Origin of the sequence: Lentzea sp. NPDC059081 (genome assembly GCF_042738015.1) — a bacterium.
Lineage (GTDB): Bacteria > Actinomycetota > Actinomycetes > Mycobacteriales > Pseudonocardiaceae > Lentzea.
Map to the genome: position 1 here is coordinate 182955 of NZ_JBHYGW010000009.1, position 16692 is coordinate 199646.

Annotated in this window: 22 protein-coding genes; 13 read left to right on the forward strand and 9 right to left on the reverse strand. The window is 70.9% G+C overall.

Features of this window, described 5'->3' with window-relative positions:
• Positions 1 to 3: 3 nt before the first annotated feature.
• The 5 genes from ACFWV3_RS21950 to ACFWV3_RS21970 form a co-directional block, all read right to left on the reverse strand.
• Complete coding sequence (locus ACFWV3_RS21950) at positions 4 to 798, reverse strand: ABC transporter ATP-binding protein (RefSeq protein WP_382413268.1); 795 nt, start codon at positions 796 to 798, stop codon at positions 4 to 6.
• Entirely contained in the window at positions 791 to 1810 is a 1020-nt protein-coding gene (locus tag ACFWV3_RS21955; RefSeq protein ID WP_382413269.1) for a glycine betaine ABC transporter substrate-binding protein, read from the reverse strand. Before ACFWV3_RS21955 ends, ACFWV3_RS21950 begins: the two co-directional genes overlap by 8 nt.
• 16 nt (positions 1811 to 1826) lie before the next feature.
• Positions 1827 to 2621: an ABC transporter permease gene (locus tag ACFWV3_RS21960; RefSeq protein WP_382413270.1), complete on the reverse strand. Its 795-nt coding sequence runs from the start codon at positions 2619 to 2621 to the stop codon at positions 1827 to 1829.
• 177 nt (positions 2622 to 2798) lie between these two features.
• On the reverse strand, positions 2799 to 3089 hold the full coding sequence (locus ACFWV3_RS21965; protein WP_382413271.1) for a DUF3040 domain-containing protein: 291 nt from the start codon (positions 3087 to 3089) through the stop codon (positions 2799 to 2801).
• A gap of 90 nt (positions 3090 to 3179) precedes the next feature.
• A complete protein-coding gene (locus ACFWV3_RS21970; RefSeq protein WP_382413272.1) occupies positions 3180 to 3746 on the reverse strand; it encodes a TetR family transcriptional regulator in 567 nt (188 codons plus the stop codon).
• A 152-nt stretch (positions 3747 to 3898) separates the two neighbouring features.
• On the opposite strand from ACFWV3_RS21970, the gene ACFWV3_RS21975 reads away from it, so the two are divergent.
• The 6 genes from ACFWV3_RS21975 (at position 3899) to ACFWV3_RS22000 (ending at position 7656) form a co-directional block, all read left to right on the forward strand.
• A complete protein-coding gene (locus ACFWV3_RS21975) occupies positions 3899 to 4144 on the forward strand; it encodes a hypothetical protein (RefSeq protein WP_382413273.1) in 246 nt (81 codons plus the stop codon).
• 32 nt (positions 4145 to 4176) lie between these two features.
• A complete protein-coding gene (locus tag ACFWV3_RS21980; RefSeq protein ID WP_382413274.1) occupies positions 4177 to 4629 on the forward strand; it encodes a DUF6640 family protein in 453 nt (150 codons plus the stop codon).
• 57 nt (positions 4630 to 4686) lie between these two features.
• Entirely contained in the window at positions 4687 to 4950 is a 264-nt protein-coding gene (locus ACFWV3_RS21985) for a hypothetical protein (RefSeq protein WP_330855763.1), read from the forward strand.
• Positions 4951 to 5150: 200 nt separating this feature from the next.
• Positions 5151 to 6335 (forward strand): sensor histidine kinase, encoded by a 1185-nt coding sequence (locus tag ACFWV3_RS21990; RefSeq protein ID WP_382413275.1) that lies wholly within the window; start codon positions 5151 to 5153, stop codon positions 6333 to 6335.
• On the forward strand, positions 6332 to 7000 hold the full coding sequence (locus tag ACFWV3_RS21995; protein WP_382413276.1) for a response regulator: 669 nt from the start codon (positions 6332 to 6334) through the stop codon (positions 6998 to 7000). Before ACFWV3_RS21990 ends, ACFWV3_RS21995 begins: the two co-directional genes overlap by 4 nt.
• Complete coding sequence (locus ACFWV3_RS22000) at positions 6997 to 7656, forward strand: hypothetical protein (RefSeq protein WP_382413277.1); 660 nt, start codon at positions 6997 to 6999, stop codon at positions 7654 to 7656. The genes ACFWV3_RS21995 and ACFWV3_RS22000 overlap by 4 nt, the downstream gene beginning before the upstream one ends.
• 9 nt (positions 7657 to 7665) lie before the next feature.
• Here the strand turns inward: ACFWV3_RS22000 and ACFWV3_RS22005 are convergent, their stop codons facing one another.
• A complete protein-coding gene (locus ACFWV3_RS22005) occupies positions 7666 to 8688 on the reverse strand; it encodes a DUF1996 domain-containing protein (RefSeq protein ID WP_382413278.1) in 1023 nt (340 codons plus the stop codon).
• A 267-nt stretch (positions 8689 to 8955) separates the two neighbouring features.
• Between ACFWV3_RS22005 and ACFWV3_RS22010 the strand changes: the two genes are divergently transcribed.
• Positions 8956 to 10014, forward strand: coding sequence for a glycoside hydrolase family 43 protein (locus tag ACFWV3_RS22010; RefSeq protein ID WP_382413279.1), 1059 nt, complete (start codon positions 8956 to 8958; stop codon positions 10012 to 10014).
• A 53-nt stretch (positions 10015 to 10067) separates the two neighbouring features.
• Here the strand turns inward: ACFWV3_RS22010 and ACFWV3_RS22015 are convergent, their stop codons facing one another.
• Positions 10068 to 10598: a DUF4232 domain-containing protein gene (locus ACFWV3_RS22015; protein WP_382413280.1), complete on the reverse strand. Its 531-nt coding sequence runs from the start codon at positions 10596 to 10598 to the stop codon at positions 10068 to 10070.
• A 131-nt stretch (positions 10599 to 10729) separates the two neighbouring features.
• On the opposite strand from ACFWV3_RS22015, the gene ACFWV3_RS22020 reads away from it, so the two are divergent.
• The 5 genes from ACFWV3_RS22020 (at position 10730) to ACFWV3_RS22040 (ending at position 14386) form a co-directional block, all read left to right on the forward strand.
• Positions 10730 to 11620, forward strand: a complete 891-nt coding sequence (locus ACFWV3_RS22020; RefSeq protein WP_382413281.1) for a hypothetical protein — start codon at positions 10730 to 10732, stop codon at positions 11618 to 11620.
• 48 nt (positions 11621 to 11668) lie between these two features.
• Positions 11669 to 12439 carry an aminoglycoside phosphotransferase family protein gene (locus tag ACFWV3_RS22025; RefSeq protein WP_382413282.1) on the forward strand — a complete coding sequence of 257 codons (771 nt, stop codon included), beginning with the start codon at positions 11669 to 11671 and terminating at the stop codon, positions 12437 to 12439.
• Between the two features lie 280 nt (positions 12440 to 12719).
• Entirely contained in the window at positions 12720 to 13553 is an 834-nt protein-coding gene (locus ACFWV3_RS22030) for a hypothetical protein (protein ID WP_382413283.1), read from the forward strand.
• Between the two features lie 12 nt (positions 13554 to 13565).
• Positions 13566 to 13889: a WXG100 family type VII secretion target gene (locus ACFWV3_RS22035; RefSeq protein ID WP_382413284.1), complete on the forward strand. Its 324-nt coding sequence runs from the start codon at positions 13566 to 13568 to the stop codon at positions 13887 to 13889.
• Positions 13886 to 14386, forward strand: coding sequence for a hypothetical protein (locus tag ACFWV3_RS22040; RefSeq protein WP_382413285.1), 501 nt, complete (start codon positions 13886 to 13888; stop codon positions 14384 to 14386). Before ACFWV3_RS22035 ends, ACFWV3_RS22040 begins: the two co-directional genes overlap by 4 nt.
• Here the strand turns inward: ACFWV3_RS22040 and ACFWV3_RS22045 are convergent.
• Positions 14376 to 14636 (reverse strand): hypothetical protein, encoded by a 261-nt coding sequence (locus ACFWV3_RS22045; RefSeq protein WP_382413286.1) that lies wholly within the window; start codon positions 14634 to 14636, stop codon positions 14376 to 14378. The genes ACFWV3_RS22040 and ACFWV3_RS22045 overlap by 11 nt on opposite strands.
• A 160-nt stretch (positions 14637 to 14796) precedes the next feature.
• Here ACFWV3_RS22045 and ACFWV3_RS22050 point away from each other — a divergent pair, with 160 nt between their 5' ends.
• Positions 14797 to 15654, forward strand: a complete 858-nt coding sequence (locus ACFWV3_RS22050) for an SDR family oxidoreductase (protein WP_382413287.1) — start codon at positions 14797 to 14799, stop codon at positions 15652 to 15654.
• 133 nt (positions 15655 to 15787) lie between these two features.
• Here ACFWV3_RS22050 and ACFWV3_RS22055 read toward each other — a convergent pair whose 3' ends face one another.
• Positions 15788 to 16684 (reverse strand): CPBP family intramembrane glutamic endopeptidase, encoded by an 897-nt coding sequence (locus tag ACFWV3_RS22055; RefSeq protein ID WP_382413288.1) that lies wholly within the window; start codon positions 16682 to 16684, stop codon positions 15788 to 15790.
• Between the last annotated feature and the right edge of the window lie 8 nt (positions 16685 to 16692).

Genomic DNA, 16692 nt, shown 5'->3' on the forward strand with positions numbered 1-16692 from the left:
GCGTCACGACCTCTCCGCGAGCTCGTCCGGCCGGGAGGTCAGGGTCGCCCGCACCGCGGCGCCCACCTCGCCGCGCAGGGCCGCGAACCGCGGCGAGCCGCGCAGCTCGTCGGCCGACACCCCGTGCCGGGGCAGGTCGACGGCGAGGCTCAGGGCGATCCGGCCTGGCCGGTCGGTGAGCACGATGACGCGGCTGCCGAGGAAGACCGCCTCGTCGACGCTGTGCGTCACGAACACGACCGACCTGCCGTCCGCGGCGAGCGACCGCACGTCCTCCTGCAACCGTTCCCTGGTCAGGGCGTCCAGCGCGGCGAACGGCTCGTCCATCAGCAACAGCCGGGGACGCGCGGCCAGTGCGCGGGCGATGGCGACGCGTTGCTGCTGGCCGCCGGAGATCTCCCAGGTGCGTCTCGGGCCGAGCCCGTCGAGGCCGACCAGCGACAGCAGCTCCGCCGCCCGCGCCGGTCGCTCGGGTTTCGGCACCTTCGCCCACTTCAGCGCCGTGGCGATGTTGCCGCCGACGGTGCTCCACGGGAACAGCCGGGGTTGCTGGAACACCACCCCGACCTCGCGGCCGGGCACCGGCGGGTGGCCGAGCAGCGTCACGTCCCCCGTGGACGGACGTTCGAACCCGGCGAGCATGCGCAGCAGCGTGCTCTTGCCCGATCCGGACGGGCCGACGACGACCAGGAACTCGCCCGGTGCGATCACCAGGTCCAGCGGGCCGAGCGCCGGCACCGGCCCCGTCTTCGCCGGGTAGGCGTGGGCGACACCGCGGAGCTCGGCGACGTCAGCCACGACCGGCCCCCGGTGCCCGCAGCGCCGCCTGGAAGGTCGCCAGGTCCGGTACCTGGTCGACCTTCTTCTGCGCGCGCAGGAACTCCGCCGTGTCGCGCAGGCGGTTCGCGAGCTGCCCCGGCGTCTGCGCGGAGCCGAAGTAGTCGGGACCGCGCTGCTCGTCGTGGTCGAGGTAGATGTTCTGCTTCAGCTGGGACACCGCGTCGGCCTCGCCGATGCCGATCTGCCTGCTGACCGCGGCCGCGACCGCCGCCGGGTCGGTCTTGATGAGCTTGATCGCCTCGTTCGTCGCGGCCAGCCACTGGTCGACCACGTCCGGGTTGGCTTCGACGAACTCCTTGCGCGCCACGGTGAACGTGAGGGTCGGCTTGCCGGCGGCGGCGAGCTTCGCGCTGTCGGTGAGGGTCACCCCGTCCTGTTGCAGAACGCTCAGCACCGGCGTCCAGACGTAGGCGCCGTCGATGTCGCCGCGCTGCCAGGCTGCCTGGATGTTCTGCGGTTCGAGGTCGACGATCGTGACCGAGGCCGCGTCGACACCGGCCAGCTCCAGCGCGGCGAGCAGGCTGAAGTGGGCCGTCGAGCTGAACGGCGCGGCGACCTTGCGGCCGGCCAGCTCCGAGATCTTCGTGATCCCGCTGGCCTTGCGCACGACGAGCGCCTCGCTGTCGCCGATGACGTTCAGCAGCTCGATCACCTGGTACGGGATGTTCAGCGGCGGGCACAGACCGGCGGCGGCCGGGCTGCTGCCGATGACCGCGAGGTCGATCGCGCCGCCCAGGAACGCGGTGTTGATGCTCGCACCGGAGTCGAACGCGGTCCAGGTGATCTCGTGGTCCGGCAACGCCTTCTCCAGCGTCTTCCGGTCCTTCACCAGCAGCGTGCTGTCCGCGAAGTTCTGGAACGCGACCCGCACCTTCTTCCCGCCGGAGGGCGACGAGCCGCCCACACCGCACGACGCGAGCACGGGTGCGGCGGCGAGCAGGGCGAGCACGCTCCTGCGTGAGATCGGCATCGGGGACTCCTCGGTCTCAGGCGCGTCCGCGCCACGGGGACAACGCGCGTTGGGCGGCCACGATCAGCGAGTCGATGACCAGGCCGGTGATGCCGATGACGAACAGGCCGAGGACGACCACGGCGGTCTGGTTGAAGCGCTGGGCGTTCAGCACCATGCCGCCGATCCCGTCCGCGCCGTTCACGGTCTCCGCGGCCACGACGGAGCTGTAGGCGATGCCGACGGCGAGCCGGATCCCGGTGAGGATCTCCGGCCCGGACGCGGGGAGGACGACCGCGCGGATCACGTCGAACGCGGTCGCCCCCAACGCCTGCGCCGCTTCGACGTACTGCCGGTTGACCCCGGTCACCGCGGCCGCGGCGGCCACCGCCACCGGCGGGAACGCGGCGATCATCAGCAGGTAGACCTTGGGTTCCTCGTCGATGCCGAACCAGATCACGAGCAGGCTCAGGTAGGCCAGCGGCGGCAGGGCGCGCAGGAACGCCACGGCGGGTTCGGTGACCGCCCTGACCACCGGGACCAGTCCCATCGCCAGACCGAGCACCAGGCCCAGCAGCACGCCGTAGAAGCACCCGTAGCCGACCCGCCGCAGGCTGACGCCGAGCCGTTCGGCCAGCGTCGAACCGGCGTAGCCGCCCTGGCCGTTCGTGAAGTCCGAAGTGGACAGCAGCTGCTGCCAGACCTGACCGGGGCTCGGCAGCACGGCGGCCGGCCAGATCCCGGCCAGCGCGACCAGCTGCCACACCAGGAACAGCACGCCGACGGCGCTCAGCCGCACCACCAGCCACCGGGAAGCCGCGATCTTGGGCACGCCGGTGAATGTACTGGCGCGTCCGCCTGCGGTCAGGAGCGTTCCGCATCGTGGTCCGCGGCGACGATGCCCCTTGCGCGAAGGCGCGGCGAACCGCTAAAGGGCTCCACGACGGGGATCCACGCGGCGCCGATAGTCCACAGTGGACTCAACTCTCGCGGGCCGCGCCCGCGGGGCTCACTCCCGGTGGCGTGCGCGCCAGGCCCGGAGCGTGAACCACGCGAACACGCCCGCGATCACGAGCATGCCGAGCACCACGAGCACCAGCGAGGACACCGTCACCCCGGCCACCACCGCGACCAGGCCGACCACGTGCAGGGCGACCATCCCGAGCACGACCAGGATCCGTCGCGGCAGGAGGACCCGCGGCGCGGCGCGGTTGAGCCGCGCGGCCAGCTTCGGGTCGTCCTCCGCGAGATGCCGCTCTATCTCCTCGAGCTCCCGCTGTTCGCGGTCCGGCAGTTCCATCTCCGCCCTCTCACCGTCTCGGCTCCAGTATCACCCCGGATGCCCCGTGCGGTCAGTGGAGAGGAACACCCAATTCCGGCGACCGGCGTCTCAGGCGGACGCGGTCAGCGTGCGCAGCGTGGCGAGCGACATGCGGATCGCCTCGCTCAGGTCGAGGCCGCCGGTGTCGTCCGCCCACCGCTCGAACGCGACCCGGTAGACCGCGATGCCCGTCTCGGCGGCCAGGCTCGCCTCGGTGTCGTCGATCCCCCGCAGCCGCAGCCCGTCGGCGAGCGCCGCGGACAGGTGGGCGAGCTTGATCAGCTCGCGCTCGCGGAGGTCGGTGTTGGCCATGATCACCGCGTGCCGCTTCCTGGCGAGCTCGCGGTCGGTGCCGACGACCTCGGCCGCGGCGTCGAGCGCGGCGGAGACGAGGTCCATCGCCGACGCCGGGGCCGGTGCGTCCGCGAGCGCGGCCAGTGCGCTCTTCTCCAGGTCGGCCGAGGCTTCGAACAGCACCTCGCGCTTGTCGGCGAAGTGGCGGAAGAAGGTGCGGGCGGTGACACCCGCCCGCTCGGCGATGTCGGCCACCATGGTCTGCTCGAAGCCGCGTTCGAGGTACAGGGCCAAGGCGGCCTCGCGCAGTCGCCCGCTCGCCCCAGGCTCCCATCGTCCCATGCCCCGAGCTTAGTGCCGCTCCGAGCGGATCCCCACATTGATGTCATCGAGTGACATCGCGTGGTACGTTGATGTCACTCGATGACATCACTCAGATCGGACGTGCCATGTCAGTTGGTTCCGAAGCCACTCCGTCCTCGACCTTCATCGTCGTGGGAACCCTCCGCGACGACGTGGACCTCACCGAGTTCGCCGCCCTGCGAGGCGCGGAACGGCAGCAGCTCGAAGCCCTGCAGTCGGCGGGGAAGGTCGGCGCGCACTACGTCTCCCCCGCCAGGAGGACGACGTTCGTCGAGGTGATCGCCACCGACGAGGAGCAGGTCCTCGCGACGTTGGGGACGCTGCCCTTCGCCCGCTTCTTCGACGCCGACGTCTACCCGACCGCGCCCGAGAACTAGGCCCTGGGCCCATCTCGCAACGGAGAGCAGAAATGCCGAGAACCAGTGTGGAGAGTTTTCCCGTGGGCCGGGCGCTCATCTCGATCCCCGCGCTCGGAACCCTGATCGGCTCGTACGTCGCGGACTGGAACGCCACGCACATCTTCAACCCGGCGTGGCCCCCGCACGCGAAGTTCCACAACGCGCAGACCATGAGCATGGGCGTCGCCCTGGGCCTGGTCTCGCTCTTCTACCTGTGGAGACCGGAACGGTCGCACGCGACGCTGGCCGTCGGGGCGGTCACCGCCGCCCTGTACGGGATCACCCAGCTCTCCGCCGGGCTCTACCCGGGAACCGCGAGCGCCGACCCGCCCCGGGAGGACAGCTGGCTGCAGCTCTGGTTCACCCTGCCGAGCCTCGCCGCCGTCCTGATCGGGTACCTGCTCGAACGCCGCCGGCTGGCGGCCGCGGGACCAGCTCCGGCGATACGGGAGCGGAATGGTTGAACCGTGAACCGGTCGGGTAGTCAGCCGGAGGAAGACACACGACATCAGGAGGCTGACGTGATCGGGTTCATCGTCGCCGGACTGATCATCGGCGCGCTCGCCCGACTGATCAAGCCCGGCAAGCAGAACCTCGGCATCGTGGCGACGCTGCTGCTGGGGCTGGTCGGCTCCGTCATCGGCGGCACCATCGCGAACCTGCTCGGCACCGGAGACATCTTCGAGCTCAACGTGCTGGGCTTCATCATCGCCGTGATCGCCTCCGTGCTGCTCATCGGCACGGCGGAGGCCATCGCCGGCCGCAACCGCACCAGCGTGCGGTAACCACGAACCGAACGAACGGGCCCGGCCACCGCACAGGTGGCCGGGCCCGTTCGTTCGCCGGGCGCGGCAGAATCCCACCTCCGTCCACTGTGGCCGGTCGTGCCGGCACCTCGGAGAGCGCTCTCACAGAACGGTCGATCTGCGCTACAGTCCAGTCACCCTCTGTGGTTGACGACGAGGTCATGAGGAGTGGTGGGCGCGTGACTCTCCCCGCGAACAGGGTCGTGGCCGCGGCCGCGCTGGGACGGGCCGTGCTGCTCGGCAGAGCCGCGCTCACCCTCACCGCCGCGGGGGTCGGCCTGCGCGTCCTCCCCGATCCCCGGACGGCGCTCGCCGTGCTCGTCGTCGTCGCGGTCACCACGGCCGCCGGGCTCGTCCTGCTGGCCCGCCGTCCCGGGGTGGTGCGGTGTCCGGCGGGGGTGGTCGTGGCGGACTCGGCCGCGGTGCTGGCGGTCCTGGTCGCGAGCCGGGGCGGTGTGCCCTTCTTCTGCTTCGCGGCGGGAGCCTGCGCCCTCGGCGGCGTGCTGCTCGGCATGCGCGGGCTGGTGCTGTGGGTGCCGCACGCCGTGCTCGGCTACTCGGTGGCCGGTGACCTGTTGCAGGCCTGGACGTCGAGCCCGCACGTCGCCGTCTTCGCCCTGGCGTTCCCGCCGATGGACGTCCTCGCCGGGATCGCGGCCGCGGTCGCCACCGGAGCGCTCGTGCGCTACGTCGACCTCTCCGTGGACGTGGTCACCTCGGCCCAGCGTTCCGCGGCGGCCTCCGAGCGGGCCCGGCTGGCCCGTGAGCTGCACGACTCGGTCAGCAAGACCCTGCGCGGTGTCTCCTTCGCCGCGCTCGCGCTGCCGTCCTCGTTGCGCAGGCAACCCGAGCTCGCCGAGCAGCTGGCGAGCACGGTGTCCCGCGGCGCCATGGCGGCCGCCAGGGAAGCGCGCGAGCTGCTGACCGGTCTCCGGCTCGACTCCCCCGACCAGGACTTCGCCGCGACGCTGCACCGGATCTGCGAGCACCGCGCCGAGTCGTCGGGGGTCGCGGTGCACCTCACCACGGCACCGGTGGACCCGCCCGCCGACGTGCGTTACGAGCTGAGCCGCATCCTCGACGAGGCACTGAGCAACGCCGTGCGGCACGGAACCGCGGAACAGATCACGGTCACTCTCACGCAGACCGATCGCCTCCGCCTGCGCGTGCACGACGACGGTGGCGGCTTCCGCGTCCCGGTCGATTTTTCGGTCCTCGCACACAGGAACCACTTCGGCATAGTGGGCATGGTGGAGCGTGCTCGCAATGCCGGCGGCGTGCTGGCGGTGCTGTCGAAGCCCGGTGGTGGCACGACCGTCGAGGTGTCCGTGCCCGTCGTCCGCCCTGCCAGGACGGCCTCATGATCGACGTCCTGGTCGTCGACGACAACCCGATCGTGCGGGAGGCGTTGCGCGGCTTCCTCGACGGTACCGGGTCCGCGCGGGTCGTGGCCGAGGCCGGGGACGGACGGCAGGCGCTGACCCTCGCACGGCGGCTGCGCCCCGCCGTGACCCTGCTGGACCACCGGATGCCGATCGCGGACGGGCTGTCGGTGCTCGGCGACCTGTGCCGGTGGACAGCGGTGCTCGTGCTGACCAGTGACGCGGACCCCCACCTCGTGGGCGAGATGCTGCGCGGTGGCGCGCGGGGTTACCTGGTGCACGGCGAGTTCGACCCCGAGGAGCTGCTGCGGGCGGTGCACGCCGTCGCCCGTGGGCAGGGGTGGCTGTCCGCCCAGGCGGCGGCCGTCGCCGTGTCGGCCGTGCGCGAGCAGGCCGATCGTCAACGGACAGAACACGAACAGCAGGAACAGCAACGGCGGCTGCGTGTCCGGTTGGGACTGACACCGCGCGAGGAGGACGTGCTCGGGCTGGTGGCGCAGGGACTGTCCAACGCGGCCATCGCGCGCCGGCTGCTGGTCACCGAGAAGACGGTGAAGAACCACCTGCACCACGCCTTCGCGAAGCTGCACGTGGGCAACCGCACCGAGGCCGTCCTGCGCTGGACCAGCCGGCGTGAGGCCGGATGAGGGCCCGCCGGGTGGTGCTGCGTCGGGCGGGGTGGACGTTGCTCGCCATCGGAGTCGCGGCAGCCGCGGTGCTCGTGTCGCCGTTGGTGGTACCGCTCCCACCGTCCGCACCACTTCCACCGGCCGCGTCGGGGGCACCGTCCACGACTCCCCCGTCCGTGATCACGTCCGTCGTCGTGTCGTCGATCGTCGTCGTGATGCCGCCCGCCGTCACCGCGGCGCCCCGGGAACCGGCCGAAGCCCATCGGCCACCGACGACTTCGCCCCCACCGCCCGCGTTCCAGAGCATCACCGTGCACGCGTCCGATCCGGCGAACCTCCGCAGCGGCGCTCGCGTGATCGAGTGCGCGACCTGCCGCGGTGGCAGCCGGGTGGGCTACATCGGCGGCCCGAACACACTCGCGGTCCGCGTCACCGGGGTGCCCACGGCCGGCACCCGCACGGTGACGATCGTCTACGAGACGGAGGAACCGCGGACGCTCAAGGTCGCCGTCAACGACGGCGAGGCGCAGACCCGGCGGCTGACCGGGGCGGCGAGCCTGCTGATCCCGGCGACCACGACGCTCGAGGCGTTCGTGCCCGCCGGGGACAGCTGGATCAGGTTCTTCAACGACACCGGGTCGGCGCCCGACGTCAACGAGGTCGTGGTCGGCTGACGCCGCGGGTCAGAAGCCGCCCGCGGTGTTGCACTGCACGACCTGGACCACGCAGTCCTTCACGCGGTGCCCCAGCGCGTTCTCGTCCCACGCGGCGAACACGTCGCCGTGCATGGACGAGGCCATCCCCGAGGCCAGCCGGAACCCGTCCGCGCTGCCGCTGGTCTGGTAGGAGATGGAGAAGGTGACCGCCGGGATGGGCACCGGGAACTGGTCGGTGCACCGGCCGCCCTGGCCGAACGCGACGTGGCTCCTGTGGTCGGGGCTGTCCAGGTGCTGACCGTCCCAGCAGTCGGGGAACCGCATCGTGAAGTGCAGGGTGCCGCCCTGGCACACCGGCCAGTTCCCGTCCCGGCTGCGGCTCGCCCCCTCCAGCGGGCCACCGGCGCAGTAGAACGCGTTGACCGCGCCGGCCGGGGTCGACACCTGCCGCGTGGCGTCGCCGATGACCATCCGCAGCCCCTGCGGCATCGGGACGGTCTTCGACTTGTCGCTGAGCAGCGATCCGTAGTAGACGACCACCTGTCCCGGCTGGACGGGCTGGTCGCGCTCGTACAGCGTCGGGATCCAGTACGCCGAGTGGTCCTCCAGCGGCTGGCAGCTCGACGCGGTGAAGCGCATCAGGTCGTCGAACGTCGTGTTCGCGTTGGTGCGGTCGTTGCCGATGAACGAGTGCATGTGCGACGCCCCCGGCAGCCCGGGGAGCACGATCGGGTCGTCCTGCGCCGAGTGGCTGTAGGTGCACGTGGCGTTGAACTCGGCGTTGCGGTTCGCGTTCGGCGGGATCGTCCGCGGCGTCATCGCGCGGAACGCCGCCAGCTGCGCGTTCCACTTCGCCTGGTCGACCGGGATCCATGCACCGGCCGCCAGCGCCGTTCTGGTCTGCTCCGGTCCTGTCGCCGACCCGGCCTGCGCGCCACCGTTCGGCACCACCACCGCCCCGACGACCGCCAGCACGGCACCGACGAGCCCGATCCGGCCGACGGGTCCTCTGCCCCGCCTCCCGGCCGGGGGCCTCCTGTCATCTGCCACAGCTTCCTCCTTCGCTCACAGCACACAGCGCTGCCAGCCGAAACGTAGGACGCCGCGCGACCGGGGTCGTGAGCCCAAAGTCCCAGGGCTGCCCAGGGCCGGGACCCAGGGCTCCGACTCCGCGGTCTGTCACCGGTATAGACCAATTTCAGCCCGCTGAATCGAGCAAGAGCACCGCGCGGACTTCCTCACCGGCGCTCCGCCACGCGATCCTTCCGAACAGCTCGCACCCCTGCCTGAGCTGTGATCAACAGAGGGATGTCGCCCATGACACCGTCCCGATTCCTGCGCTGTGCCATCACGTCCGCCCTGTGCGTCGTCGTGATGATCTGCAGCGCACCGGCCTCGAACGCCGGGCAAACGAGTCTGAAAGCCGCCGACCCGAGCGTGGTCGAGGTCGGCTCCACCTACGTCGGCGTCCAGGCGGTCGGGGGCGGCATCCTCGCCCGCCAGGCCTCCACCCCCGACGGCCTGGCCACCGCGCCCACCCAGCGGATCTGGACCGACACCCGCGACCTCGGCGACGTGTGGGCACCGGAGATCGTCGTGGACGGCGGCCGGTTCTACGTGTACTTCACCGCCGGACGCGATGCGGCGCACCGGATGTACGTGATCAGCTCCGCGCAGCCCACCACCGGCTACGGCTCCGAGACCAAGCTCGCCCTGCCCGGCGACCGGTGGGCCATCGACGGGACCCTGTTCACCTTCAACGGTCAGCGGTGGTTCGTCTGGTCCGGCTGGGCCGGTGACACCAACGTCGAGCAGAACCTCTACATCGCCAGGATGAGCAGCCCGACCACCCCGACCGGCGCGCGGTACGTCATCTCCCAGCCGCGCGAGAGCTGGGAGCGGGTGGTGGGCAACCCGTACATCAACGAGTCGCCGGAAGCGATCAAGGACCCCAACGGCCAGCTCCACATCGCCTACTCGGCCAACGGCAGCTGGAGCGACAGGTACTGCCTCGCCGACCTCCGCCTGCGCGTGGGCGGAGACCCCACCAACGTGTGGGACTGGTACAAGTCCAACGGGTGCCTGTTCGGGTCGAACCAGGCGCAGATGATGACCGGCTGGGACGCGACCCTGTACGCGAACGGGCCCGGCCACCACACGTTCGTCCTGCCCGGCGGCGACATCGCGAACAGCCCGCCCGCCGGCAACCGGTTCCCGATGATGTACCACGCCGTCGCGAAGGGCACTCCGTACGAGTGGCGCAACCGGTACTGGTACACGGGAACGGCGGTCTGGTGGGGCTCCACCACCTATCGCCGGGCCAACTCACCGGGTGCCGCCACCGACACCGGGTTCAGCCTCAAGTTCTTCGAGTAGCCCGGCGGGCCGTCGTGGCTCTCCGGCCACGACGGCCCCTCGGTTTCGCACTGTCAGCGGTACCAGGCGCGCACGCCCATCCGTCCCGTGTCACCGAGGTCGATGTGGATGCTGTCGTGCGGCGGCAGGGCGACCAACGGCTGCCGGACAGCGCCCGGAGCGGTGGCCAGTTCGACGTGCCTGGCGAGCTGCGGCGGCTCCCAGGGCGAGATGCGGGTGTTGCGCCAGACGAACGCGCTGCTCGCGGTCTCCCCCGGCAGCACGGTGATCGGCTGGGGCGGGTCGTCGAACCCCGGCAGGGACGTGATCCCGCCGGAGCCATCGAGGATCGCCACGTCCAGCGGCTGCCCCTCCCCGTCGAACAGGCTCACCTGCGGATACCCGTTGAGCTCCAGCGCTTCCGTGCCGCAGTTGGCCACCTCGACCGCCATCACGCGCAACCCCGAAGCCGCCTCGGTGGAGTTCGTGGTGAACCGCACCCCCGCGGCGCAGCCCGGATCCTCCGACGCCTGCACGGCCGGGCCGCTCGCGACCAGGCCGGCCAGAACGGCTGTTGCGGCAAGAACCTTGCCCCCATGTCTCATGATCCCGAGCATGCCACCGGCGGAGGACGGTGAGGCGAAACCTTCACAACACCTCCACGAAGCCGATCGTTCCACTGTGGAGTGATCGCCCCCGCGCCGGCCGCGGTGGGCCGAGGCTGGATGATGCCGGCATGACGGACGTCGACCTCTTCTCCGCGAGCCGCGAGCGGTACCTGGACCTGGTCGACGGGGTCTTCTGCGTCGGCAACGCCGACGAGTGCGACCACTACGTCGAGGACGGCGCCGTCCGGATTCCGTGGCGGGGCAAGCCGCAGCCCGAGGACCTGGCCCGCGTGCGCAGCCTGGCCCTGTGCCCGACAGACGCCCAGCTGCGCACCGCGGTCCTGCCCTCCTACCTGCCGGACCTGGTGAACCTGCGGTCGCTGACGCTGCCGGCCCCGCTCGTGGCGCACCTGACGTCCCCGGCGCTGACGTCGCTCGTGATCGGCAACCCCGACGGGCAGGCCCCATCGGCCCCGCTCGCCGCCGACACCGCCCTGCCGGGACTGCGAGCGCTGATGTGGGTCAGCTCGTACACCACACCGCGGCTCCCCCGGGTGGCCGACCCGCTGCCACCGCTCGAGTTCCTCCGCACCACCGTGACCGGGGACGGTGCGGTGCTGCGTCAGCTCGAGGACCTGCCTTCGTTGCGGCACCTGGAACTCGTGGACCTGAAGAACACCGACGTCGTCGACCACCTGGCGGCACCGCTGCGCGTGCTGGAGATCTCCGGCACCGGACGCGACTTCCCGGTGGCCCGGCTCGCCGCGATCCCGACGCTGGAGTCGGTGCGGCTCAACGGGATCCGCGCCGAGCTCGACTGCTCGGTGTTCCCGGCGCTGCCCCGCCTGGTCCAGCTGACCGTGCTGAACTCGAAGAGGATCGTGAACGTCGAGGCGTTGCTGGACTGCCCGGCGCTGGCGAGCGTCGTGTTCGTCGACTGCGGCAACCCGTTCCGGCGCGAGGGCAAGGCGCTGTTCCGGTCCCGCGGCTTCGCCCACCTGGACATCGGCTACTCGTAGATCCGCAGTTGACCGGCCCGGCCGGGACCGCCGGTAGCGTGCGCCCGCGTGACGAACGACGAGGTGTTGCAGGACCGGCCGCACCGGCGGGTGGAACGGATCGGCGACACCGTCCGCAGGCCCACGTACCCGTGGTCACCGTCGATCCACGCGTTGCTGCGACACCTGGAGTCCGCGGGTTTCGCCAACGCGCCCCGGTTCCTGGGACTCGACGAGGACGGCCGCGAGGTCCTCACCTACGTGGAGGGCGAGTCCGGGCCGCAGGGCTGGGCGCGGGTGGTCGACGACGCCGGCCTGACGCGGTTCGCCCGGCTGCTGCGCGACTACCACGACGCGGTGGCCGGCTTCGTCCCGTCCGACGACCTCGGCTGGTTCACCGGCGACACGGGTCTGAGCGGGCACGAGGTGATCTGCCACGGCGACTTCGGACCGTGGAACGTCGTCTGGCGGGGAGAGCGTCCGGTCGGTGTCATCGACTGGGACTACGCACGTCCCGCGTCGCGTCTTCACGACGTCGCCTACGCGTTGGAGTACGTCGCGCCGTTCCGCGATGACGCCGAGTGCCTGCGGGCGTTGCGGTATCCCGCTCCACCCGACCGCAGACATCGCGTGGAGGTGTTCGCGAGCGCTTACGGCCTGACGTCCACGGCCGGGTTGGTCGACGCCGTGATCGAGGTCCAGCAGGACGGGATCGACGTGGTGCGCAGGCTGGCCGACGCGCGGACGCAGCCGCACGTCGACTGGGTCGCCGAGGGGCACCTCGACGAGCTGGCGGGCAGGGTCGCGTGGAGCCGGGACAACAGGCACCTGTTCGAATAGCGGGTCCGCGGGCACAGCTCGACGACACACCCGCAGCCATCTCTTCGATCGGGAATCGACATCTTTCAGCCGGCGACCCGTCCGGAACGCGATTTCCGCCGCCCACTTCCCCACCAGCGACCTCGACTTTTCTCGTCCCCCAATACTCACCCGATTGAATTAATCGGCTAAAGATCTACCGTCTCTCCGTATCAATTGGTCCATTCGAGCGTCGGAATTCGCCCGTTCGCGTCATCGCCCCGCAACTGAATCGCTACTCTCCGAAGCAGGGAGGTAATTCATGTCGGAGGGCGGCAGGGTGGACGAGGGCCAGATCTACGAGGCCCGGCTCGCTGAGCAGCACCATTGGCTGGCACAGGCACGCGCGGGGTACGCACCGCCCGCGCCGGAGGGGGACGATCTCGAGGACGCGATGGCGACGGCGCCTGGCGTGAGCGTCGTGGCGCGGGATCGCCGGATCGTGTGGCTGGACCTGCACCCGGATCTGCTCACCCAGCCGCCCGGTGCCGTCGCGGAGCCGCTGAGAGCCGCCATCAACGACGCCCTCGCGCAGTCGTTGATCGACACGCCCGGCGCCGGTGACCCCGGGCCCGACCTGGCCGCGCTGGGACAGCAGCTGGCGGACTTCACCCGCCAGGGCGGTGAGGCGTTGCGCCGGGTCCAGGGCCTGCTCGAGGCGGCGATGGCCAAGAACGGGCTCAGCGGTGACAGCGCGCCCCAGTACGTCGACTACCTGTTCCAGGACGCGCTGGACGTGGTGAGCTCCACGCAGGCGGCGCTGGCCGCAGATCCGCCGCCGATGATCGTCGGTGAGGGCAGCGACGAGGCCAACGAGATCACCGCCGGCGTCTCCAGCGGTCAGGTGCACGCGTTGTCGCTGACCGTCGTCGCGCTGCAGTTCCCGCCGGCTGAGCTGACGCGGGCGGTGATCGAGGCGGTCAACACCGCGATCGAGGACTGGGAACGGCAGGCCGCCGCGGTCGAGAGGCCGGGGCTGGACGTGGCCGCGCTGCAGAAGATCAGCGACCAGGCCGAGCGGGTCCGCCAGCAGAGCATGCAGCACCTGCGCACCTACACGACGAACCTCACCTCGATCATGCGCACCATCGACTAGGGAGCCAGCACGATGTCCGGGATGGAAGTGAACGCCGAGATGATCGGCGGGTCCGCGAAAGAGATCCTGGGGACCGGTGAGTCCCTCACGAGCGACATCGCCTCGTTCCGCAGCCAGGTGGAGGCGCTCGCCGGCGCGTTCGGCGGGGACGAGCTCGGCTCTGCGCTCGACACGATCTACCAGATGGTCTCCGAGGTCGCGTTCGAGTCGTTCGAGGACAACGCCGCCGCTCTCGGCGAGATCGGCGACAACCTGCAGGGCATGGCCGACGAGTACACGGCCGTCGAGACGGCCAACCAGGACATGTTCACCGAGCTGATGGGAAGTCAGGCATGAGCACCGGCATGATGCTGCCGCCCGAGCTGTCCGGGCTGCTCAACGCCCTGGGCTTCAACTGGCCGGAGAGCGACGAGGGCAAGCTCTTCGACCTCGGCGGTCTCTGGACCGGGTTCGCCGACCGCCTCGGCCCGGCCGCGGCCACCGCCGACGGTCACGCCCAGCAGGTGCTCAGCGGCAACCGGGGCGCCGCCATCGACGGCTTCAAGGCGTTCTGGGACAACGACGAGGCGCCGAAGAAGAACCTCGAGGACGGCGCCACCGCCTCCTCGCTGGTCGGTGCCGGCCTCTACGTCGCCGGCGGCGTCGTCATCGCGCTCAAGATCGCCGTCGTCGTGCAGCTCGCCATGCTCGCCGTCCAGATCGCCCAGGCCATCGCGACCGCCGTGCCGACGTTCGGCCTGTCGCTGCTGGAGATCCCCGTCTTCAAGGAGATCACCTCGATCCTGGTCGACCAGGCGATCGATCTGGCCATCAGCCAGGTGCTCAATGCCTAAGACCAAGAAGCCCAAGGCGAACAAGACCATCGCCAACGCCGGCATCTTCAACCGCATCGGTCAGAAGCTGCGCATCTCGAACCGCCCGGCGCGCAACGACGTCCAGGCGCTCGACGTCGACACGTACGCCAACCTCAAGAAGCGGGAGAAGGTCGGCGACAAGCTCGAGCACGACCGCCCGCGACGAGGTCAGGGCGTTCCTGGGCACCCCGGAGCGCACCGGCCCGAGCTTCGACCGGTACCAGGTCAACGGCCGGTACCTGCACTTCGAGTTCGGCTCGAACGGCAGGGTCGCCAGGGTCTCCGCGCTGGTCGAGCCCGTCTGAGCACGCGGAACGGGTCCGCCGCCACACCGGCGGCGGACCCGTTTCCCGCGCGCACCCGTCACAGCGCTGTGAGAGGGACCGGAGATGCCAGAGGACCAGTACACCCGCCAGGACCCCCGGCACCAGTACCCGGGCCCCGGCAGCGGCGTCCAGGACCCCGACCACGGTGAGCTCACCTACCGGGGCAGCGGGCGCCTCCCGGACACCGCGGCCGTGATCACCGGCGGCGACTCGGGCATCGGCAGGGCCGTCGCGATCGCCTTCGCCCGCGAGGGCGCCGACGTCGTGCTGTCCTACCTGGACGACGAGCAGGACGACGCCGAGCGCACCGCCGAACTGGTGCGCGCCGCCGGCAGGCGCGCCGTGCTCGTCCCGGGCGACCTGCGCACCGAGGAGAAGTGCCGCGAGGTCGCCGAACGCGCCCACGCGGAGTTCGGGCGGATCGACGTCCTGGTGAACAACGCGGGGCACCAGCTGATGCGCGACGGCGGGCTGCTCAGCGTCGAAGGCGACCAGATCGACGCCGTGTTCCGCATCAACGTCTACGCGATGTTCTGGCTCTGCAAGGCGGCCGTGCCGTTCATGCGCCCCGGCTCCGCCATCATCAACACCTCGTCCATCCAGGCGTTCGCGCCGCTGCCCGTGCTGATGGACTACGCCGCCACCAAGGCCGCCGTCGTCAACTTCACGAAGAACCTCTCGACCGACCTCATCGGCAAGGGCATCAGGGTGAACTCCGTGGCCCCCGGTCCGGTGTGGACACCGCTGACCCACTCGACCCTGCCCGCGGGCAACGTCGACGGCTTCGGCTCGCGGACTCCCCTGGGCCGCGCCGCGCAACCGGCGGAGCTGGCGCCCGCCTTCGTCTTCCTCGCGTCGCAGGAGTCCAGCTACGTCAGCGGCGAGGTGCTCGGCGTGACGGGCGGCGACTCGATCACCTGAAGGCGGGCCGGCGCCGGGCGGCGGTGACCCGGCCCGCTCGGCGGGTTCCGCTGCCGAGCGTCCGTCGAGTGCGCCGGGAAACGCACGCGTCCGGTGGTCAGCGGGCCACCGGACGGGAGTGCGCGGACGAGCCTCAAGCGGTCGCACGGACCTTCGTGTCGACGACGCCGGTGTAGCCGAGCCGTCCCTTCGTGACCACGATGACGACGAGGGCCAGCAGGCCGAGGCCGAGCGCAGGGCCCCACAGCGCCTCGTTGCCGGCGTCGGGGAAGAACTCGGAGAAGGCGACGGACTGGAAGTTGTTGATGGAGCAGTGCAGCAGCATGACCAGCGGCAGGCTCTGGCGTCCCTTGTTGTAGACCAGGGTGATCAGGAAGCTCATCTCCAGGGCCATGATCGCGAAGCGGACGATCGTCTCGGCGTTGACGTCCGGGCCGCCCCAGGGCGTGAGGAACAGCGGCAGGTGCCAGATGATCCACAGGACGCCGAGGACGAGCGTGGCGACCATCGGCTGGTGGCGCTGCTGCAGGCGGCTGAGGGCGAAGTCGCGCCAGCCCGGCTCCTCGGCGAGGCCGGTCGTGAAGAACTGGAGCACCAGCATCGGCACGTAGACGGCCAGCACCATCAGCGACGGCACCTGGAAGCCCTCGGCGTCGGTGGCGGCCAGCGTGCCGAGCAGCACGGCCACCGGGACGGCCAGCAGGGCGAACGCGTACCAGCCCGCGCCGGCGCGGAACTGGAACAGCCGCCGGCGCCAGCGCCGCAGGCCTTCCCTGCCCTCGGTGACGGCGGTGACGGTGAACGCGGCGGTCAGCGGGCCGAGGTAGGCGCCGGGCAGGATCGCGGTGAGCTGGTTGCCCATCAGCAGGTCCGGGTAGCGGAAGTGCAGCACGCCGAACCCGTCGAGCGACAGGATGTAGGGCAGCCAGGCGATCCAGCTGATGCCGTTGGCCAGCGTGAAGAACGTGACCAGCGGATACCGCTGGACCAGTGCCTGCCAGCGGTGGGTGGGTGCGGGGGTCGAAGTCATGATCGAAG

Coding starts and splice junctions, on each gene's coding strand:
- ACFWV3_RS21955 (WP_382413269.1), bottom strand. CDS start 1,810: ATGCCGATCTCACGCAGGAGCGTGCTCGCCCTGCTCGCCGCCGCACCC.
- ACFWV3_RS21965 (WP_382413271.1), bottom strand. CDS start 3,089: ATGGAACTGCCGGACCGCGAACAGCGGGAGCTCGAGGAGATAGAGCGG.
- ACFWV3_RS21970 (WP_382413272.1), bottom strand. CDS start 3,746: ATGGGACGATGGGAGCCTGGGGCGAGCGGGCGACTGCGCGAGGCCGCC.
- ACFWV3_RS21980 (WP_382413274.1), top strand. CDS start 4,177: ATGCCGAGAACCAGTGTGGAGAGTTTTCCCGTGGGCCGGGCGCTCATC.
- ACFWV3_RS21995 (WP_382413276.1), top strand. CDS start 6,332: ATGATCGACGTCCTGGTCGTCGACGACAACCCGATCGTGCGGGAGGCG.
- ACFWV3_RS22000 (WP_382413277.1), top strand. CDS start 6,997: ATGAGGGCCCGCCGGGTGGTGCTGCGTCGGGCGGGGTGGACGTTGCTC.
- ACFWV3_RS22010 (WP_382413279.1), top strand. CDS start 8,956: ATGACACCGTCCCGATTCCTGCGCTGTGCCATCACGTCCGCCCTGTGC.
- ACFWV3_RS22015 (WP_382413280.1), bottom strand. CDS start 10,598: ATGAGACATGGGGGCAAGGTTCTTGCCGCAACAGCCGTTCTGGCCGGC.
- ACFWV3_RS22020 (WP_382413281.1), top strand. CDS start 10,730: ATGACGGACGTCGACCTCTTCTCCGCGAGCCGCGAGCGGTACCTGGAC.
- ACFWV3_RS22030 (WP_382413283.1), top strand. CDS start 12,720: ATGTCGGAGGGCGGCAGGGTGGACGAGGGCCAGATCTACGAGGCCCGG.
- ACFWV3_RS22035 (WP_382413284.1), top strand. CDS start 13,566: ATGTCCGGGATGGAAGTGAACGCCGAGATGATCGGCGGGTCCGCGAAA.
- ACFWV3_RS22040 (WP_382413285.1), top strand. CDS start 13,886: ATGAGCACCGGCATGATGCTGCCGCCCGAGCTGTCCGGGCTGCTCAAC.
- ACFWV3_RS22050 (WP_382413287.1), top strand. CDS start 14,797: ATGCCAGAGGACCAGTACACCCGCCAGGACCCCCGGCACCAGTACCCG.
- ACFWV3_RS22055 (WP_382413288.1), bottom strand. CDS start 16,684: ATGACTTCGACCCCCGCACCCACCCACCGCTGGCAGGCACTGGTCCAG.